At 62.9% G+C, this 16127-nt stretch carries 11 protein-coding genes; 8 read left to right on the forward strand and 3 right to left on the reverse strand.

Annotated elements, in window-relative coordinates; genetic code table 11:
• Window positions 1–39 precede the first annotated feature (39 nt).
• The 5 genes from PQQ96_RS04355 to PQQ96_RS04375 all read left to right on the forward strand — a co-directional run bounded on the left by PQQ96_RS04355 (window position 40) and on the right by PQQ96_RS04375 (window position 6209).
• Entirely contained in the window at window positions 40–972 is a 933-nt protein-coding gene (locus PQQ96_RS04355; protein WP_408289224.1) for a glycosyltransferase family 2 protein, read from the forward strand.
• A gap of 109 nt (window positions 973–1081) precedes the next feature.
• The gene (locus PQQ96_RS04360) at window positions 1082–2323 is read left to right on the forward strand and encodes a glycosyltransferase (RefSeq protein ID WP_408289227.1); all 1242 of its coding nucleotides are present in this window, start codon (window positions 1082–1084) and stop codon (window positions 2321–2323) included.
• A 3-nt stretch (window positions 2324–2326) separates the two neighbouring features.
• Window positions 2327–3790, forward strand: coding sequence for a glucose-6-phosphate isomerase (locus PQQ96_RS04365; protein WP_408289230.1), 1464 nt, complete (start codon window positions 2327–2329; stop codon window positions 3788–3790).
• A complete protein-coding gene (locus PQQ96_RS04370; protein WP_408289233.1) occupies window positions 3787–5046 on the forward strand; it encodes a glycosyltransferase family 4 protein in 1260 nt (419 codons plus the stop codon). The genes PQQ96_RS04365 and PQQ96_RS04370 overlap by 4 nt, the downstream gene beginning before the upstream one ends.
• Window positions 5043–6209 (forward strand): glycosyltransferase family 4 protein, encoded by a 1167-nt coding sequence (locus tag PQQ96_RS04375; RefSeq protein WP_408289235.1) that lies wholly within the window; start codon window positions 5043–5045, stop codon window positions 6207–6209. Before PQQ96_RS04370 ends, PQQ96_RS04375 begins: the two co-directional genes overlap by 4 nt.
• Before the next feature lie 99 nt (window positions 6210–6308).
• Here PQQ96_RS04375 and gmd read toward each other — a convergent pair whose 3' ends face one another.
• Genes gmd through PQQ96_RS04390 form a run of 3 tightly spaced genes read right to left on the reverse strand, consistent with a single transcriptional unit; the run spans window position 6309 to window position 9223 of the window.
• Window positions 6309–7352, reverse strand: coding sequence for a GDP-mannose 4,6-dehydratase (gene gmd / locus PQQ96_RS04380; protein ID WP_408289238.1), 1044 nt, complete (start codon window positions 7350–7352; stop codon window positions 6309–6311).
• A 54-nt stretch (window positions 7353–7406) separates the two neighbouring features.
• On the reverse strand, window positions 7407–8138 hold the full coding sequence (locus PQQ96_RS04385; RefSeq protein ID WP_408289241.1) for an SGNH/GDSL hydrolase family protein: 732 nt from the start codon (window positions 8136–8138) through the stop codon (window positions 7407–7409).
• On the reverse strand, window positions 8135–9223 hold the full coding sequence (locus tag PQQ96_RS04390) for an acyltransferase family protein (protein ID WP_408289243.1): 1089 nt from the start codon (window positions 9221–9223) through the stop codon (window positions 8135–8137). The genes PQQ96_RS04385 and PQQ96_RS04390 overlap by 4 nt, the downstream gene beginning before the upstream one ends.
• A gap of 677 nt (window positions 9224–9900) precedes the next feature.
• Between PQQ96_RS04390 and PQQ96_RS04395 the strand changes: the two genes are divergently transcribed.
• The 3 genes from PQQ96_RS04395 (at window position 9901) to PQQ96_RS04405 (ending at window position 16087) form a co-directional block, all read left to right on the forward strand.
• The gene (locus PQQ96_RS04395) at window positions 9901–12102 is read left to right on the forward strand and encodes an NHL repeat-containing protein (RefSeq protein WP_408289246.1); all 2202 of its coding nucleotides are present in this window, start codon (window positions 9901–9903) and stop codon (window positions 12100–12102) included.
• A gap of 74 nt (window positions 12103–12176) precedes the next feature.
• The gene (locus PQQ96_RS04400; RefSeq protein WP_408289249.1) at window positions 12177–13643 is read left to right on the forward strand and encodes a flippase; all 1467 of its coding nucleotides are present in this window, start codon (window positions 12177–12179) and stop codon (window positions 13641–13643) included.
• Window positions 13640–16087 carry a glycosyltransferase family 4 protein gene (locus PQQ96_RS04405; protein ID WP_408289252.1) on the forward strand — a complete coding sequence of 816 codons (2448 nt, stop codon included), beginning with the start codon at window positions 13640–13642 and terminating at the stop codon, window positions 16085–16087. Before PQQ96_RS04400 ends, PQQ96_RS04405 begins: the two co-directional genes overlap by 4 nt.
• The last annotated feature ends 40 nt before the right edge of the window (window positions 16088–16127 follow it).

Raw genomic sequence — 16127 nt, forward strand, 5'->3', positions numbered from 1 at the left:
TCCGATCCCAGCGCATACACGATAAAGAAGGACATCACGATGAAAGTGACGGTACTGGTTCCGACTTACCGCCGCCCGGCCGACCTGGCGCGCTGCCTCGCGGCGCTGCAACGGCAGTCGCGCGCGCCGGACGAAGTGGTGGTGGTCGCGCGCGCCGACGACGAAGCGACCCACACCTGCCTGCGCGATCCCGCCGTGCCGGGCACGCTGGCGTTGTCCGTCGCGCTGGTGGACGTGCCCGGCCAGGTCGCGGCCCTCAATCGCGGACTGGATGCGGCCAACGGCGACGTGATCGCGATTACCGATGACGACGCCGCGCCGCATGTTGACTGGGTCGAACGTATTGCTGCTGCGTTCGGGAGCGATGCACGCCTGGGCGCACTGGGCGGACGCGACTGGGTGCATGAAAAAGGCCGCGTGCTGGACGGTGAGCGGCCGCTGGTCGGCAAGGTCACGGCGCACGGCAAGATTATCGGCAATCACCACCTTGGGGTCGGCGGCGCACGCGAAGTCGACATCCTGAAGGGCGCTAACATGAGCTACCGGCGCGAAGCAGTCCGCACGATCCGTTTCGATCGGCGCCTGCGCGGCGCGGGCGCCCAGGTTCACAACGACATGGCCTTCAGCCTCGCCGTGAAAAATGCCGGCTGGAAGCTGATATACGACCCGCGTGTGGCCGTCGACCATTTCCCGGCCGAACGTTTCGACGATGACCGTCGCGACGCGCAAACCATGGCGGCGTTGCGCAATGCCGCGTTCAACTTCCATCTGATCCTGCGCGACCAGTTGCCGCCGCTGCGCCGCGAGACCGCCTGGTGGTGGTGGACGCTGGTCGGCACACGGGTCTATCCGGGCCTCACGCACGTCGCGCTTGCGCTGGTTTCGAAACAGGCGGGCCTGAGGCTATCGCGCTGGCGGGCGGTGCGTAGCGGGGCGCATGAGGCGCGTCGCGCGCTGTCCCGAGCCGCATGACTACAGCGCGACCCCGCGTGCCCCAATCGTCCTGCACGTTCTTGCATTGGCATAGGCGTTTCCACGCGCAGGCCGATGCTCCTTTCCACCGGCAGAGCGGAGTGTCTGCATGAGTACGAAAGTTCACGTCCATCTGTTTTACGGTGCCGACCCGCGCTTTTACCGGCCGGGCGACGACATCGGCTGTCTGTACGGCTATCACCACGCTCAATCCGACGCGTTCGCGCTGACCTATTCGCAGGACGCGCGGGAGAGCAAGCCGGTGCGTTTGCTGCGTCGCGGCCTGAAAGCGGCGCTCGGCTTCGACTTCATCCATACGTGGCGCAACCGCGCCGAGATGCTGCGCTCGGACGTGATCTGGACGCATACCGAGCAGGAATGGCTGTCCGCCGCGCTGATGCTGCTGCTGAGCGGCCGCAAGGCCGGGGCGGATGGATCACCCTTACTGCTCGCGCAAAGCGTGTGGCTGCTCGATAAATGGCCTTCCTATGGGATTGTGCGCAGCTGGCTGTATCGCAAGCTGATGACGCGTGCCGACCAGCTGACCACGCTCGCCAGCGAAAACGCCGAGTTGTGCCAGCGCTACTTCAATCGTGATGCCAAGCCTCTGCTCTACGGCCTGAACACGCAGGACTTTCCCGTGAAGGTGCCGACCGAATGGACGCCGCACACGCCGATCCGTATCGCTGCCATCGGCAACGATCGCGACCGTGACTGGGAGACGCTCATCAAGGCGTTCGGCAACGATGCGTGCTACACGGTCAAGCTCGCGACACGCCGCCGGATTCCCGCCTCGCTGCGCGCGCCGAACGTCGAGATCGCGCTGTTTTCGGGCATCAGGAAACAGCACGAACTCTACGACTGGGCCGACGTAATCGTCGTGCCGCTGCGGCCGAATTCGCACGCCTCCGGCATTACGGTGATGCTTGAAGCAGCGGCGGTCGGCAAGCCGATGGTGGTCACCAACGTCGGCGCGCTGGAAGATTATTTTCCAGCGGGCGAAGCGGCGTATACCCCGCCGTTCAACCCACAGGCGTTGCGCGACGCGGTGGATCAGCTCGCCGCCTCGCCTGTGGATGCGTTGCGCCAGGCGCAGGCGGCGGCTGCCGGTTTGCTGTCGCGTGATCTGACCACGCAGCACTATGCGATGCAGCATGTGCGCATCACGCAGGACATGCTGCGCACACGGGCGGTGTCGCGCGGACGCATGGCGGAGCATGGCGCGGCCGACATCGACGCAACGACGCCGCGTGCGGCGGCGGCTGCCGCTGCGAACCAGCCCGCGCGGGTCCGCGCCGGCGGCGAGAGGCAAGGTCAACGCCCTTCGCACGAATCACGCGGGGGCCTCTAACCGATGTCGACAATAACCCGAGCCGGTGGCAATAACGCAGGGCGGAGTCTGTCCAGCGGTAGCAAGGAGTGGCTGCCGGAGGTCTTGCTGTGGCTGATCACGGCGATGCTGATCATCGCGCATCAGGGCACGGTGCTCACGCTCGGATTTCCGGTGCTCGCGATCCTGACGGGCCTGTGGCTCTACTTCAAGAGCCCGGCGCGCTACATCGGCTTCATGTGGTGGCTGTGGTTCCTGAGCCCGGAAGTCCGGCGTCTCGCCGACTGGTCCAAAGGTTCGTTCACGCCGACCAGCCTGATCCAGGTCGCGCCGCTCGCGGTGACGATGATCAGTGCGTTTTCCTTGCTCCGTTACTACACACTGCTGTCGCAGCGGCGCGGCCTGCCGGTGCTGCTGATTCTGATGGGGCTCGCCTACGCGTTCATGATCGGCGTGATGTCGAGCGGCCCGCTCGCCGCGACCTATGACCTGGCGAACTGGCTCTATCCGATCCTGATTGGCTTTCACATCATGGCGCACACGCGTCAGTACCCTAAGTATCGCGACACCATCGTCAATACCTTCATCTGGGGCATGCTGGTGATGGGCGGCTATGGCCTGATCCAGTTCTTCATCATGCCGCCGTGGGACGCGCTGTGGATGCTCGGCTCGCAGATGAACTCGCAAGGCGACCCCGTGCCGATGGGCGTGCGCGTGTTCAGCACGATGAACTCTTCCGGCCCGTTCGCGTTCGCGATGATGGGGGCGATGGTCTACGTGATGGCGGCCACGCACCGCGTGCGCTGGATCGCGGCGGCGCTGGGTTTCTTCGCGTTCGCGCTGAGCCTCGTGCGCTCGACGTGGGGTGGCTGGGTGATTGCGCTGCTGATCCAGTTGGTCAAGTCGAATAACAAGGTGCGCGTGCGGATCGTTGCGAGTGCGGTGCTGCTTGCCGGTCTTTGCGTGCCGCTGCTTACGGTTGGCCCGGTCGCCGAGCGGATGCAGGCGCGTCTGAACACGCTCGTCAACCTGAGCGACGACCAGAGCTACGCCGCGCGTAACGAGTTCTACGCGACCTTCGCGAAGACGGCCTTTACCGACGTCTCCGGCGAAGGCATGGGCGCGACCGGCACCTCCACGAAGCTCTCGAACGACGGCGGTCAGCTTGGCCAGTACGGCAACTTCGACAGCGGCGTGATGAATATCCCGTTCGTGCTCGGCTGGCCGGGCACCTTGCTCTACATGTCCGGCATTGTGTGGCTGGTGGTGCGAGCGGCGCTCGCGTCGTTCAAGCTGCGCAACGACAAATTCGTTTCCGCCTGCCTGAGCCTCAGTCTCGCGACCTTCGCGATGCTGGTGTTCACCAATTCGCTGGTGGGCACCGGCGGGCTGCTGCTTTTCATGAGTGTTTTTTCGATCCTTTCCGCGGTGCACTACGAAAAGATGAACCGCAGACGCACGCTACTTCTCCACGGAGGCACTGATTGAGAGTCGCCATTGTCACGCACGTCGTGCGCCATAACGACGGCCAGGGGCGCGTCAACCACGAGATTGCGCGCGCCGCCCTCGATGAGAACATCGGTGTGACGCTGATCGCGTCACATGTCGCCCCTGATCTTCTTGCCCATCCGAACGTCCGCTGGGTGCCGATCAAAATCGGCCGCTGGTGGCCCACCAATCTGCTGCGCCAGCAGGTGTTCGCGTTCAGGAGCGCGATGTGGCTGCGCGGGCATCGCCGTGAATTCGATCTGTTGCACGTGAATGGATTCATCACGTGGGCGTCTGCCGACGTCAACACGTCGCACTTCGTGCATAGCGGTTGGTTCGGCAGCAAGTACTACCCGTTCGGGCTTACGAAAGGCGTGTGGTCCGCGTATCAGTCGGTCTATACACGCTGCAACGCATGGCTCGAACGCTGGGCTTACCGGCGCTCGAAGGTCATTACGGCGGTCTCGCAAAAGGTCGCCGATGAAATCTGCGCGATCGGATTGACGCCACATAACCGGGTCGATGTCATTTACAACGGCGTCGATACCCAAGGCTTCGCGGCTGCAACCGGCGATCGCGCGAAGTTCGGTTTGCCTGCGGACGCATTCCTGCTGCTGTTCGTCGGCGATTTACGCACGCCGCGCAAGAACCTCGGCACGGTGCTGGCCGCGCTCAAGCATCTGCCCGAGCACGTGCAGATCGCGGTGGCCGGGTTCCTGCCGGGCAGTCCCTATCCGGAGGAGGCGAAGGCGCTCGGTATTGCGCATCGCGTGCATTTTCTCGGCCTGGTCAAGGAGATGCCGGTGCTGATGCACTCGGTCGACGCGTTCGTGTTCCCGTCGCGCTATGAGGCCATGAGCCTGTCGCTGCTCGAAGCGATGGCGGCGGGGCTGCCGGTGGTTACGGCACGCACGGCCGGCGGCGCGGAAATCATCACGCCGGAATGCGGCATCGTGCTCGACGATCCGGACGATCCCAAAGCATTGGCCGGCGCCGTCGCGCATCTTGCTGACAACGACGACGCGCGTCGCGCGATGGGTGTCGCCGCCAATGAACTGGCAACTGGATTCGGCTGGGCGCGGATGGCCGCGCAATACATCGCGCTGTACCGGCAATTGGCGGGGCAGCAACAGGACCGCCGGCGCAGCGAAACGGAAGCGGCGGCGGTCGCCAGGACCGATGCGCTGACGCTGAACACGCTGGCCGGCCAGACCATTCACCACAACACGCAGAACGCACAGGGGCAACAATCATGACGACGCGCCCAATCAAATCGCTACAGATCGGGATGCACTGGTTTCCCGAGCGCGCGGGCGGTCTCGACCGCATGTACTACTCACTGGTCGGCGCCTTGCCGGGCGCGGGCGTCGCGGTGCGCGGCGTGGTGGCGGGCTCGCCTAAAGTCGCCGCGGACACCGGTGGCGCGATCAACGGTTTCGGCTCCGCCGCGCAATCGCTGCCGTTGCGCCTGATGGCGGCACGCCGCGCGCTGCGCCAGGAGATCAGCACATCGCGTCCGGACGTGATTTCGTCGCACTTCGCGCTGTACACGTTTCCGGGTCTCGACGTGACACGTGGCATTCCGCAGGTCTCGCATTTTCAGGGGCCGTGGGCTGACGAGAGTCACGTGGAAGGCGCCGATTCGCTCGGCCAGCGCGCCAAGCGCTATCTGGAGCAATCGGTGTATGCGCGCTCGTCGCGGTTGATCGTATTGTCGGAGGCCTTCGGCAAGATTTTGACGTCGCGCTATCGCATCGCGCCGGACCGCGTCCGTGTCGTGCCGGGGTGTGTGGACGTCGAGCAGTTCAATCTGCCGATCACGCCGGCCGAGGCACGCCTGAAGCTGCAATTGCCGCAAGACCGACCGATCGTGCTGGCCGTGCGGCGACTGGTGCGCCGGATGGGCCTCGAAGATCTGATCGATGCGGTGAAGCTGCTCAAGCGTACTGCGCCCGATGTGCTGCTGCTGATCGCGGGCAAGGGACGGCTCGAAGGCGAGTTACAGGCGCGTATCACGGAGGCGGGCCTCGAGGACAACGTGAAGCTGCTGGGTTTCGTGCCCGATCAGCATCTGGCGGCGTTGTACCGTGCGGCGAATATCAGCGTGGTGCCGACGGTGGCGCTCGAAGGCTTCGGGCTGATTACCGTCGAATCGCTGGCTTCGGGTACGCCCGTGCTGGTGACGCCGGTGGGCGGCCTGCCGGAAGCGGTGGCGGGCTTGTCGCCGAATCTGGTGTTGCCGGAGACGGGGGCGAAGGCGATCGCTGAGGGGCTGGCCGGTGCGTTGAACGGCTCACTGAAGTTGCCAGATGCCGACGCTTGCCGCCGTTATGCACGCGAGAACTTCGACAACTCGGTGATCGCGAAGCGGGTGGCGTCTGTGTATAGCGAGGCGATTGCGGCGGGTGGCGTGCATTGAAGGCCTTATGACGCAGTAGAAAAAAGGCCTGAATCATGACGATCAGGCCTTTTTTTACGGGGTGACCTGACGGCTGCCCGGAGCAGCCGTCACTCTGCATCAGAACGTCTCGTGATGCTCATTGCGGCCAAGATCCGCATGAACCATCATGTGGCACAGTTGTTCGAGGGTGGTTTCCGGTTTCCAGCCGAGTTTTTCGCGCGCCTTGTCCGCGCAGCCGATCAGCAGGTCCACTTCCGCCGGGCGGTAGAACTTCGGATTCACGCGCACCAGTGTCTTGCCGGTGGCGACGTCGATGCCGGTCTCACGCTCTTCCTTGCCCGACCATTCGAGCTGATAACCCGCCGCGGCAAACGCCATGCGCACGAAGTCGCGGACCGTCTCGGTGCGGCCGGTGGCGAGCACGAAGGTGTCGGGTTCATCGGCTTGCAGCATGCGCCACATGCCTTCCACGTATTCCAGCGCGAAGCCCCAGTCGCGCTTGGCGCTCAGGTTGCCGAGTTCCAGCGCGTCCTGTTTGCCGAGCTTGATCTTCGCGACCGTGTCCGTGATCTTGCGGGTGACGAATTCGCGGCCACGCAGCGGCGATTCGTGATTGAACAGAATGCCGCTGCTGGCGAACAGGTTGTATGACTCGCGATAGTTGATGGTCGACCAGTGCGCGAACAGTTTGGCCACGCCATACGGGCTGCGCGGATAGAAAGGCGTGTCCTCGCGTTGCGGCACCGCCTGCACGAGACCGAACATTTCCGAGGTCGACGCCTGGTAGTAGCGGGTCTTCGGATTCAGAATGCGGATGCCTTCGAGCAGGTTCAACGCGCCGATGCCGGTGACTTCGGCGGTCGTTACGGGCTGGTCGAACGAGACCCCCACGAAACTCTGCGCGGCGAGGTTGTACAACTCGTCGGCCTGCGCGCCTTCGAGCAGGCGCAGCGTCGAGCCCAGATCGGTCAGATCGTGTTCGACCAGACGCAGATTCGGATGATCGAGCACGCCGAGCTCACGAATGCGCCAGAAGTTGACCGAACTCGTGCGCCGGTAGGTACCGGTCACGTGGTAGCCCTTGTCGAGCAGCAGTTTGGTCAGATAGGCGCCGTCCTGTCCGGATACGCCGGTGATGATCGCTTTGCGTGGTTGGCTCATAGCTTGCCTTCGATATTGGTAAAAGAGAAAGAGAAGTGCACGTGAAAAAGAGCTTCAAAGCGTGCCGTCCAGCAGTCGTCGCACCAGCGGATCGACGACCTGAAAATCCTGTTCGGCCTTGAGCCGGTACAAGCCCGGCTTGGGATGCGCGCCGTCGGACATCAACGTTTTCCAGTCCGGCAGATTGCTGACGTACGCGAACTGATCGACAAGCGGCACCTGCTGCTCGGCGGCCACGCGGCGCGTCATCGCGACCATCGCGGCTAGCCTCGCGTTGAGGTGGTTGTCGGGCATCGGGTTCGAGGTCTGCAGAACCGGTCCTTTGCCGAGCGCGCGGGCGGTTTTCACGAGCGTTGTTTCGGCCGCGTAAAACTGTTCGGGCGTCTGGTTCTGCATCACTTCGTTGATGCCGTAGTTGATCAACACGATCTGCGCGGACGAAGCGGCGAGCCGTTCCTGCCACGGCAGGCCGGCGGTCGGGCCGGCGCGGCGGTTGCCCGTGCCATCGCGCAACTGGGTGGCCGTTGTGCCGCCCACGCCATAGTTCGTGACGCGTACCCGTTGACCGTGCCTGGCCTGCAATTCGTCCTGCAGATACGACACGGCGTTTTGCGCCTGGGGGCCGCAGTGGCCGTTGCTGCATGTAATACCGAGCGTGGTCGAATCGCCATAGGCTTCCACCAGCACTTGCGTTGCTGAAGTGCCGGCATGCGCGTCCGGTGTCAGCGAAACCAGCACCGACACAGCGGCCGACACGCTCGCGGCGAGCCACGCGCGGCGCCTCATGCGCGGCTTTGCGGCGCTTGCGACGCGCCCCCTGAAACGCTGCCGGCCGGAGCATGGAATTTGCCTGCCGAGCCGGAGATCAAACGCTTTTCGAACGCGAACCACGTGATGCTGGCGTAGGCGAGGGTGATCGCGAGCGCGAGCGCCGCGGTCAGATAGCGGTTCAGATGCAGCGGCCACAGCCTGTACAGCACGCTCAGGTGGATCAGATAGATCGTGTAGCTGATGGTGCCGATATAGACCAGCACGGGGTTGCACAGCAGCCGCTTGACGATGCCTTTGCTTTGCAGGGCGATGACCACGACAGAAGTACAAAGCACCAACGAAACGCTGTAGAGCGCGGCGTTCGACAGCGGCGTATTCGCCGCCCGAAACCGCGGGTAGTGCAGATGCAGCCACGCAAGCACGGCGAGCGCGGCGAAAAACCCGAGCACGGCGAGGCCCTTGAACGGCTCGAGTGCATGGCGATCGCGCCGTACGGCGACCGCGAGCAGCGCGCCGGCCGCCAACAGGTCCATGCGGAACGGCGTCAGGTAATAAATGGGCCAGAACGAATCGAACCACGGCGTGGCGATCGCGCGCAGCACCGGCACGAGCACGATCGACGCGGCGGCCACGTAGCCGAGCACGCGCTCGGGCAGCAACAGGATCACGAACGGCCAGAAAATATAGAACTGCTCTTCGACCGCCAGCGACCACAGCACATTCAGACTGTCGTGGCCGCTTTGATTGAGCGCGTCGCCGATATTGGTCGCGAAAAACGCGTACCACTGCCAGTGCTGCGCCCAACCGAAGCCAAACAGAATCGACGACACGACCATCAGCAGCAGATAAGGCGGCAGGATGCGCCGCGCCCGGCGTGCATAGAAGTAGCCGAAATAGGACTGCTGACGCGCCTTGCGTTCGAGCAGGATGCCGGTGATCAGAAAGCCACTCAGAACAAAAAACAGATCGACACCCATCCACAGCGGCGCCTTCAAGGCGTGCTGCGCGAACACCGCAAGCACGGCGATGGCGCGCAAGCCGTCGAGCTGCACGATGCGGCGAGAGTGAGAGGGCGCTAAAGGCAGTGCGCTAGCAGTCATGAACCGTCCATGGTGTGAAGCGGATGGGCCGGGCGAAGGAACGCGTGAGACTTCTCAAGTCAAGCACAGGGCTTAAGAGGAAGGCAGGAGCGCGCTCGCTTCGCGTCGCAACGGAAGTGCAATCGATTCTAGGGAAAATAAATTGATGAAAAAACGGGAATGAAATGGATAAATGAATCAGATTGCAACAGGGTGTTTCGTTATCCATTAGAAATAGATTTTTATGCTTGTGTCCTGAAATTGTCGCAATGCGTAAGAAGTGCGGACGACATCAGGCTGCATCGGTAAAGATGGGCGCCATGGCGTTGCCGGACGCGGGCATCCACTGCCATTTTTATTTAATCTATTTTTAAATCGATTTCTTTCGTCACGCTTAAAGCGACGAATATTTTTGAATTATTTTCGATTTTCGTCGTGGCGTTTTTTCCACGTAATGTGAGCCGTGCGGATCAGGGCGGTCAGGGAAGGCGCGTGCGTCACCCGCTCAGTGTTCGCGTTTGGGTAACGGCTCTGCGGTGAGCCTGGTCCCGAAGCCTCGTCTTATACGTCGTGTCTTGCGTCAATCAGTCTCACGTTCTTACGTCGCTTCTAGCGGTCTCTGCCGTCACTTCATTGAATTTTGCACCCGCGCGGGCGATCTGCCTGATCGCGGCACGGCCCTGATTGGAGGAATTACTTTGGCCCGTTTCACGTTCAAAACCTGGATTGCTGTCCTTGCCTGTGCTGCCGGTATGACGGCGGCATCGGTCAGCGTCACAGCATCCGCGGAAACCGTGTTGAACGCGAAAAACTCCTGGATTGGCAACACCTTCGGTTTCGGCGACGGCACGTGGACACAGATCAACATCACCGCGATTGCGGTCGCGCCCGACGGCAAGGTCTATACGAACGCGCCGTGGGATGAAAGCGGTGCCGAAGCGAGCGTCTACCAGAACGGCAAGATGCTGGGCTTCGCGGGTGGCACGCATGGCTGGGGCAACAGCGGCGGCAGCGCAGTCGCGCTGAATCGCAAGTACGCCTTCCTGGCGATCGCGGTTGGCAACGAGAAGGGGCACCTGGTCGAGCAGGGCGTTTGGCCGGACAAAGGCAAGCAATGGTTCGGTATTTCACGCAGGCAAATCGCCGATCCGAAGCGCGCCGCGCCTTTCCAGCCAGCCGCGAAAAACGCCGACCCGCATGCACAACTGGCAGCCGGCTTTCTGATGATGAACGAAGTGCCGACGGGCACGAGTGCTGAGATCGGCGGACTAGCTGCGAACGACACCACGCTTTATGCGGCGAACACCGCACGCGACCGCATCGAGGTCTATGACGCGGAATCGATGCAGCAGAGAACCGCGTGGACGGTGCACGAACCGGGCCGCATGGCGCTTGCCCCCGACGGCACGCTCTGGGTGTTGAGCGGCACGCGCAACGACAAGGCACTGCATGTGGAGCACTACACCGCCGCGGGCAAGCGTATCGACGAAACGTTCACGTTGCTCGCCGATACGGTTGCGGTCGATATTGCTATCGATGCACAAGGCCGTGTTCTGATCGCTGACAACGGCCCGCGTCAGCAGGTGCTGTTCTTCAGCAAGAGCAACGGTCGTTATACGGAGTCGGGCTCGCTTGGCGAACGCGGTGGCATTTTCAGCGGCACGCCCGGCAAGCCAGGACCGCAGCGCTTCAACGGTTTGACCGGCGTGGGCGTGGACGCGCGCGGCAACGTCTATGTGTCGACTAACGGCATCGGCCCGCGCTACGACCCGATCGGCGCGGGCCTCGGCGCCACGCTCGAAAGCTACGCGCCTGACGGCAAACAGAACTGGCAGGTGCAGGGTTTGTTGTTCGTCGACGGGGCATGGATCGATCCGTCACGTCCGGATAGCGTCTACACCGGCAACAAACGCTTCGAACTCGATCTCTCGAAGCCCGCCGGTCAGGACTGGAAATACGCGGGCTTTCTGTCGAACCGCTTCAAGTATCCCGACGACCCTGTCTTTCACACTGACCAATATCCCGGCCTGCCGATCGCTCGCAAGCTCAAGGGTCACACGTTCCTGTACCTGACCGACATGTACGCGGACCACCTGAAGATCTATCGCTTCGACCCGCAGCACGACGGCGAAGTGGCGATTCCTTCGGGATTCATCGCCGGGCGTGAGCGCGCCGTCGCCAAGGTGCCGAATGCGCCGCCAGGCGGCGACTGGATCTGGCGCGATGTGAACGGCGACGGCAAGTTCAACACGGACGAATTCACGCTCAACACGAGCGGCACGAAGCTCGCGGGCGGCTGGGGCTGGTGGGTCGATAGCGCCGGCGACATCTGGCGCACCCGCGATTCGAAGGGCATCTACCGCTTCCGTTTCGGCGGACTCGATGCGAAAGGCAACCCCATATACTCGTATTCGAACCTCACGCAATACCCGGTGCCGCAACCGTTCACCGAGCTGCATCGCGCGATCTACGAGCCCGACACCGACACGATGTATGTGACCGGCTATACGCCCGATACACCCGTGGACCGCGGTTTCTGGAAGGAAGTGGGCCGCGTGCTGGTGCGCTACGACAAATGGTCGAGCGGCAATCCGGTGCAGCGCTATTCGATCACGCTGCCGTGGACCACGCAGACCAAACCCATCGCCACGATCATCGGACTCACGGTCGAAGGGCAATACATCTTCGGCGTGGAGCCGGTCGGCGCGGTGCATGTGTGGGACAAGGACAGCGGAAAGGAAGTCGGCGTGATCCGTCCGGGCCCGGAAGTGGGCCGCGCGTCGGGCTGGGTCGATGTGCCCAACGGCATCAGCGCGGCGAAGCGCAGCAATGGCGAGTACCTCGTGTTCGTCGAAGAAGACGCGCGCGGGAAAGTGATGATGTATCGCTGGAAACCGTGACGTGACGGAACTGGCGCATTGCATGACGGCTTCCGAATGAATCATCAGGTCACCGATTTAACTCAAGGCATCCGATGGATAAAGGCATTCTCAAGAACGTAGCGATCAACTTCTTCGGGCTGGTATTGCCGACGTTCGTCTCGCTTGTGACCGTGCCGTCGTATATCAAGCTGCTCGGCGTCGAGCGCTACGGCGTGATCAGTCTCGTGTGGACCTTGATCGGCTACTTCGGGATTCTCGATCTCGGCATGAGCATGGCCGCGCAGAATCACATCTCGAAGGCGCGCGCCTCGGGCGACAAGGGCGAGAGCGCCCGCGTGTTCTGGAGCGCGACATGGCTCAATCTCGCGACCGGCATCGTTGGCGGCCTGATCATCTATTTCGGCGCGTTTCTGTACACCGCGTATTTCACCAAGGTATCGCCGGAGTTGCAGCATGAGGTCTATATGGCGCTGCCGTGGCTCGCGGTGGCCATTCCGATTGCCAACGTCTCGTGGGTGTTCGCCGGGGCAATCAACGGCGCGGAACGCTTCGGTGTCTATAACACCAATCAGACCATCGGCACTTTTCTGTTCCAGTTGCTGCCGCTTGGCGCTGCATTCTGGATGGGGGCGACGTTGCAGAACGTGCTTGCTGCAGCGGTATTCGCGCGCATTCTGGCCGCGATTCTGCTGGGCCGTTCCGCGCTGAAGGTGCTGGAGATTCGCAGCATCCTGCCGCCGCAACTTGGCGTGGCGAAAGGACTCTTCAACTTCGGCGGCTGGATGTTGATTGCGAGCGTGACCAACATGATCGCGGAATCGCTCGACCGCGTGATGCTCGGCACCAGTCTTGGCGCGCGTTTCGTCACGTACTACACGGTGCCGCAGAATCTCGTGACGCGTTTGAACATTGTGCCGACCGCACTGGTGCGCACGCTGTTTCCGCGTCTGTCTGCCGTGGGTCGCGCGGATGCGGACACCATCACGCAGCAGTCGCTCGAATTTCTTAACGGTGTGTTTACCCCGGTCGCGCTGGTCGCGATGCTGGTGCTCGAGCCATTTCTGCATCTGTGGGTCGGCAATGAGATCGCCACCGTGGCCGCGCCGGTGGGCCGCATCATGATCGTCGCCGTGTGGCTTGTCGGTCAGGCGAACGTCACGCGGATTCTGATCCAGTCGCAGGTCAACCCGGCCACTGCCGCACGGGTCGGTTTGTTCGAATTGCCCTTGTTTGCAGGGGCATTGTGGCTCGGCATCACCCATTTCGGGTTGACCGGCGCGGCCGTGGCCGTGGCCGGCCGGGCACTGTTCGATTACGCCGTGCTGCTGCGCCTGTCGGCGATCCGCGCACGCCAGATCGCGCTCGACATGCTTGCCCACCTCGCTTTCCTGCTGGCCAGCCTGTGGCTTGCCAGCTTCCTGCCGAGTCTCGCTGTGGCGATCGTCGCCGGCCTGTTGATGGTCGGCGCGAACGTCGCCTGGTCGATCACGATGACACCTGCTTTGCGCGATCTTGCGCGTTCACTGCTGTTGCGACTGAATCCGAGGAAAAGCGCATGAACCACGAAGTCCTTGAAGAAGCCGTGCTGCAACGTACGACGCGCAGCGCCCTGGCTGAACTGACCACCGTTCCCGGCGTTCAGGCGCCGTCGCGCCGCACGGCGTTGCGCGGCGATAAGACAGTGCGTGTCGCGATCGTGCACGACTGGCTCGTCACCTATGCGGGCGCGGAGAAGGTGCTCGAACAGATCGTCGCGTGCTTTCCGGATGCGGACCTGTTCAGCCTCGTCGATTTTCTCGACGACCGCAGCTTTCTGCGCGGCAAGCCCGTCACGACCTCGTTCATCCAGAAACTGCCGCTCGCACGGACCAAATACCGCACGTATCTGCCGTTGATGCCGCTCGCGATCGAGCAGCTCGACGTGTCGGCCTATGACGTGGTGATTTCCAGCAGTCACGCGGTGGCGAAAGGCATTCTGACTGGCCCCGATCAGGTGCATATCAGCTACGTGCATTCACCGATCCGCTATGCGTGGGATCTGCAGCACCAGTACTTGCAGCAGTCGAAGCTGACCGCCGGGCCTAAGTCGGCGATGGCGCGCCTGATTCTTCACTACATCCGCAACTGGGATATCCGCACATCGAATTCGGTGGACGGCTTTGTCGCGAACTCCGACTTTATCGCGCGGCGGATCAAGAAGGTGTATCAACGCGAGGCACAGGTGATTTTTCCGCCCGTCGATGTCGAAGCGTTTTCGCTGTGCACCGACAAGGAGGATTTCTATCTGACCGCCTCGCGGATGGTGGCGTACAAGAAGATCGATCTGATCGTCGAAGCGTTCGCGCGCATGCCCGAACGCAAGCTGGTGGTGATCGGCGACGGCCCCGACATGCAGAAGATCCGCGCCAAGGCGGGGCCCAATGTGGAGATCATGGGCTACCAGCCGTTCAAGGTGCTCAAGGAGAAGATGAGCCGCGCGAAAGCGTTCGTGTTCGCCGCGGAAGAAGACTTCGGCATTTCAGTGGTCGAAGCGCAGGCGTGTGGCACGCCGGTGATCGCCTACGGCAAGGGCGGGGCGCTCGAAACCGTGCGTGATCTGTCGGAGACGCGGCCCACGGGCATGTTCTTCGACGAGCAGAACGCCGAGTCGATCATTGCGGCGGTCGAGCGTTTCGACGACCACGTGAAGCGCATTTCGCCGGTGGATTGCCGCGCGAACGCCGAGCAATTCTCCGCCGCCCATTTCCGCGAACGCTTCTTCGCTCATGTGCGGGCTTCAGTGCCGGCATTGCGCTCGGCGACGCTGCCGCCGTACGTCCCCTATAAAGCAAACGCGGCGGCCAGCACGCCTCGTATCCTCGCGGTCGATCAGAGCGGCGTGCTCGGTGGCGCGGAGTTATCGCTGCTGGAAATCGTTAAAGCTTTGCGCACGCGCATCGAAGTCGTGCTGTTCGACGACGGGCCGTTTCGCACCGCCTTGGCTAAGGCCGGCGTGACTGTCAACGTGCTGGACGCCGGCGCTTTGCGCCATGTCCGCAAGCAGGGCGGCTCGTTGCCAAAGGGCCACGCGCTGAAGGGTTTGATCTCGCTCGTGCGCGCCACCGCGAAACACGCGCGCAACGCTGAGGTGATCTACGCGAACACACAGCGCGCGATGGTGATTGGCGCGATTGCCGGCAAGCTCGCGAGGCGGCCGGTGGTCTGGCATCTGCGCGATATCGTGAGCCCGGAGCATTTCGGCGGCAAGCAACTGGCGATCATCAAGTGGTGCGCACGCCTCGGCCTCTCGCACGTGATTGCCAATTCGGCGGCGTCCGCTCGCGCCTTCGCGGACCTGACGCACTTCGACGAAAAGCGTATCGACGTGGTGTTCAACGGCATTTCCGCGGGACCGTTCGACGCGTTGCGCACGGTCCGGCAAGCGACGCTGCGCCGGCGTCTGAACCTTCCGCAGGACGCGTTCCTGGTCGGCTCGTTCAGCCGCCTCGCACGCTGGAAGGGGCAGCACGTGCTGCTCGAAGCGATGGTTCTCAATCCGCACATGCATGCGGTGCTTGTGGGGGCGCCGCTGTTCGGCGAGGACGCGTACGAGATCGAACTGCATGCCTTCGTCGCCGCGCACAACCTCGGCGAACGGGTGCATTTCCTCGGTTTCCAGCACGACATTCCGGCCTGCATGTGCGCGGTCGATGCGGTTGTCCATACGTCGATCACGCCGGAGCCGTTCGGTCGCGTGATCGTCGAGGGGATGCTGGCGCAGCGGCCGGTGGTGGCCGCGCGCGCGGGCGGTGTGCTGGAGATCATCGACGACTACGAGAACGGCGTGCTGTGTACGCCCGCCGACGCACATGGTCTCGCCGATACGCTCGCCGAGTTGCGTTCGAACGACGACCTGCGCAATAGGCTGGTCAGGAACGGGTATCAGACGGCGCTGAGCCGGTTCGGGACCGCAACGTATGTCGAAGGTGTCGAGCGGATTCTGAAGCGCGTGGCGGGGCGTTAAGGTGCCTTTGCGCGGGCCGATTGATGCGGATGCTTGGCGT

It is taken from the genome of Paraburkholderia sediminicola (genome assembly GCF_046027825.1).
Lineage (GTDB): Bacteria > Pseudomonadota > Gammaproteobacteria > Burkholderiales > Burkholderiaceae > Paraburkholderia > Paraburkholderia sediminicola_D.

What these genes read in the sequence shown, in the direction of transcription:
- PQQ96_RS04355 (WP_408289224.1), top strand. Translation starts at nt 40, where the DNA reads ATGAAAGTGACGGTACTGGTTCCGACTTACCGCCGCCCGGCCGACCTG.
- PQQ96_RS04360 (WP_408289227.1), top strand. Translation starts at nt 1,082, where the DNA reads ATGAGTACGAAAGTTCACGTCCATCTGTTTTACGGTGCCGACCCGCGC.
- PQQ96_RS04365 (WP_408289230.1), top strand. Translation starts at nt 2,327, where the DNA reads ATGTCGACAATAACCCGAGCCGGTGGCAATAACGCAGGGCGGAGTCTG.
- PQQ96_RS04375 (WP_408289235.1), top strand. Translation starts at nt 5,043, where the DNA reads ATGACGACGCGCCCAATCAAATCGCTACAGATCGGGATGCACTGGTTT.
- gmd (WP_408289238.1), bottom strand. Translation starts at nt 7,352, where the DNA reads ATGAGCCAACCACGCAAAGCGATCATCACCGGCGTATCCGGACAGGAC.
- PQQ96_RS04385 (WP_408289241.1), bottom strand. Translation starts at nt 8,138, where the DNA reads ATGAGGCGCCGCGCGTGGCTCGCCGCGAGCGTGTCGGCCGCTGTGTCG.
- PQQ96_RS04390 (WP_408289243.1), bottom strand. Translation starts at nt 9,223, where the DNA reads ATGACTGCTAGCGCACTGCCTTTAGCGCCCTCTCACTCTCGCCGCATC.
- PQQ96_RS04400 (WP_408289249.1), top strand. Translation starts at nt 12,177, where the DNA reads ATGGATAAAGGCATTCTCAAGAACGTAGCGATCAACTTCTTCGGGCTG.
- PQQ96_RS04405 (WP_408289252.1), top strand. Translation starts at nt 13,640, where the DNA reads ATGAACCACGAAGTCCTTGAAGAAGCCGTGCTGCAACGTACGACGCGC.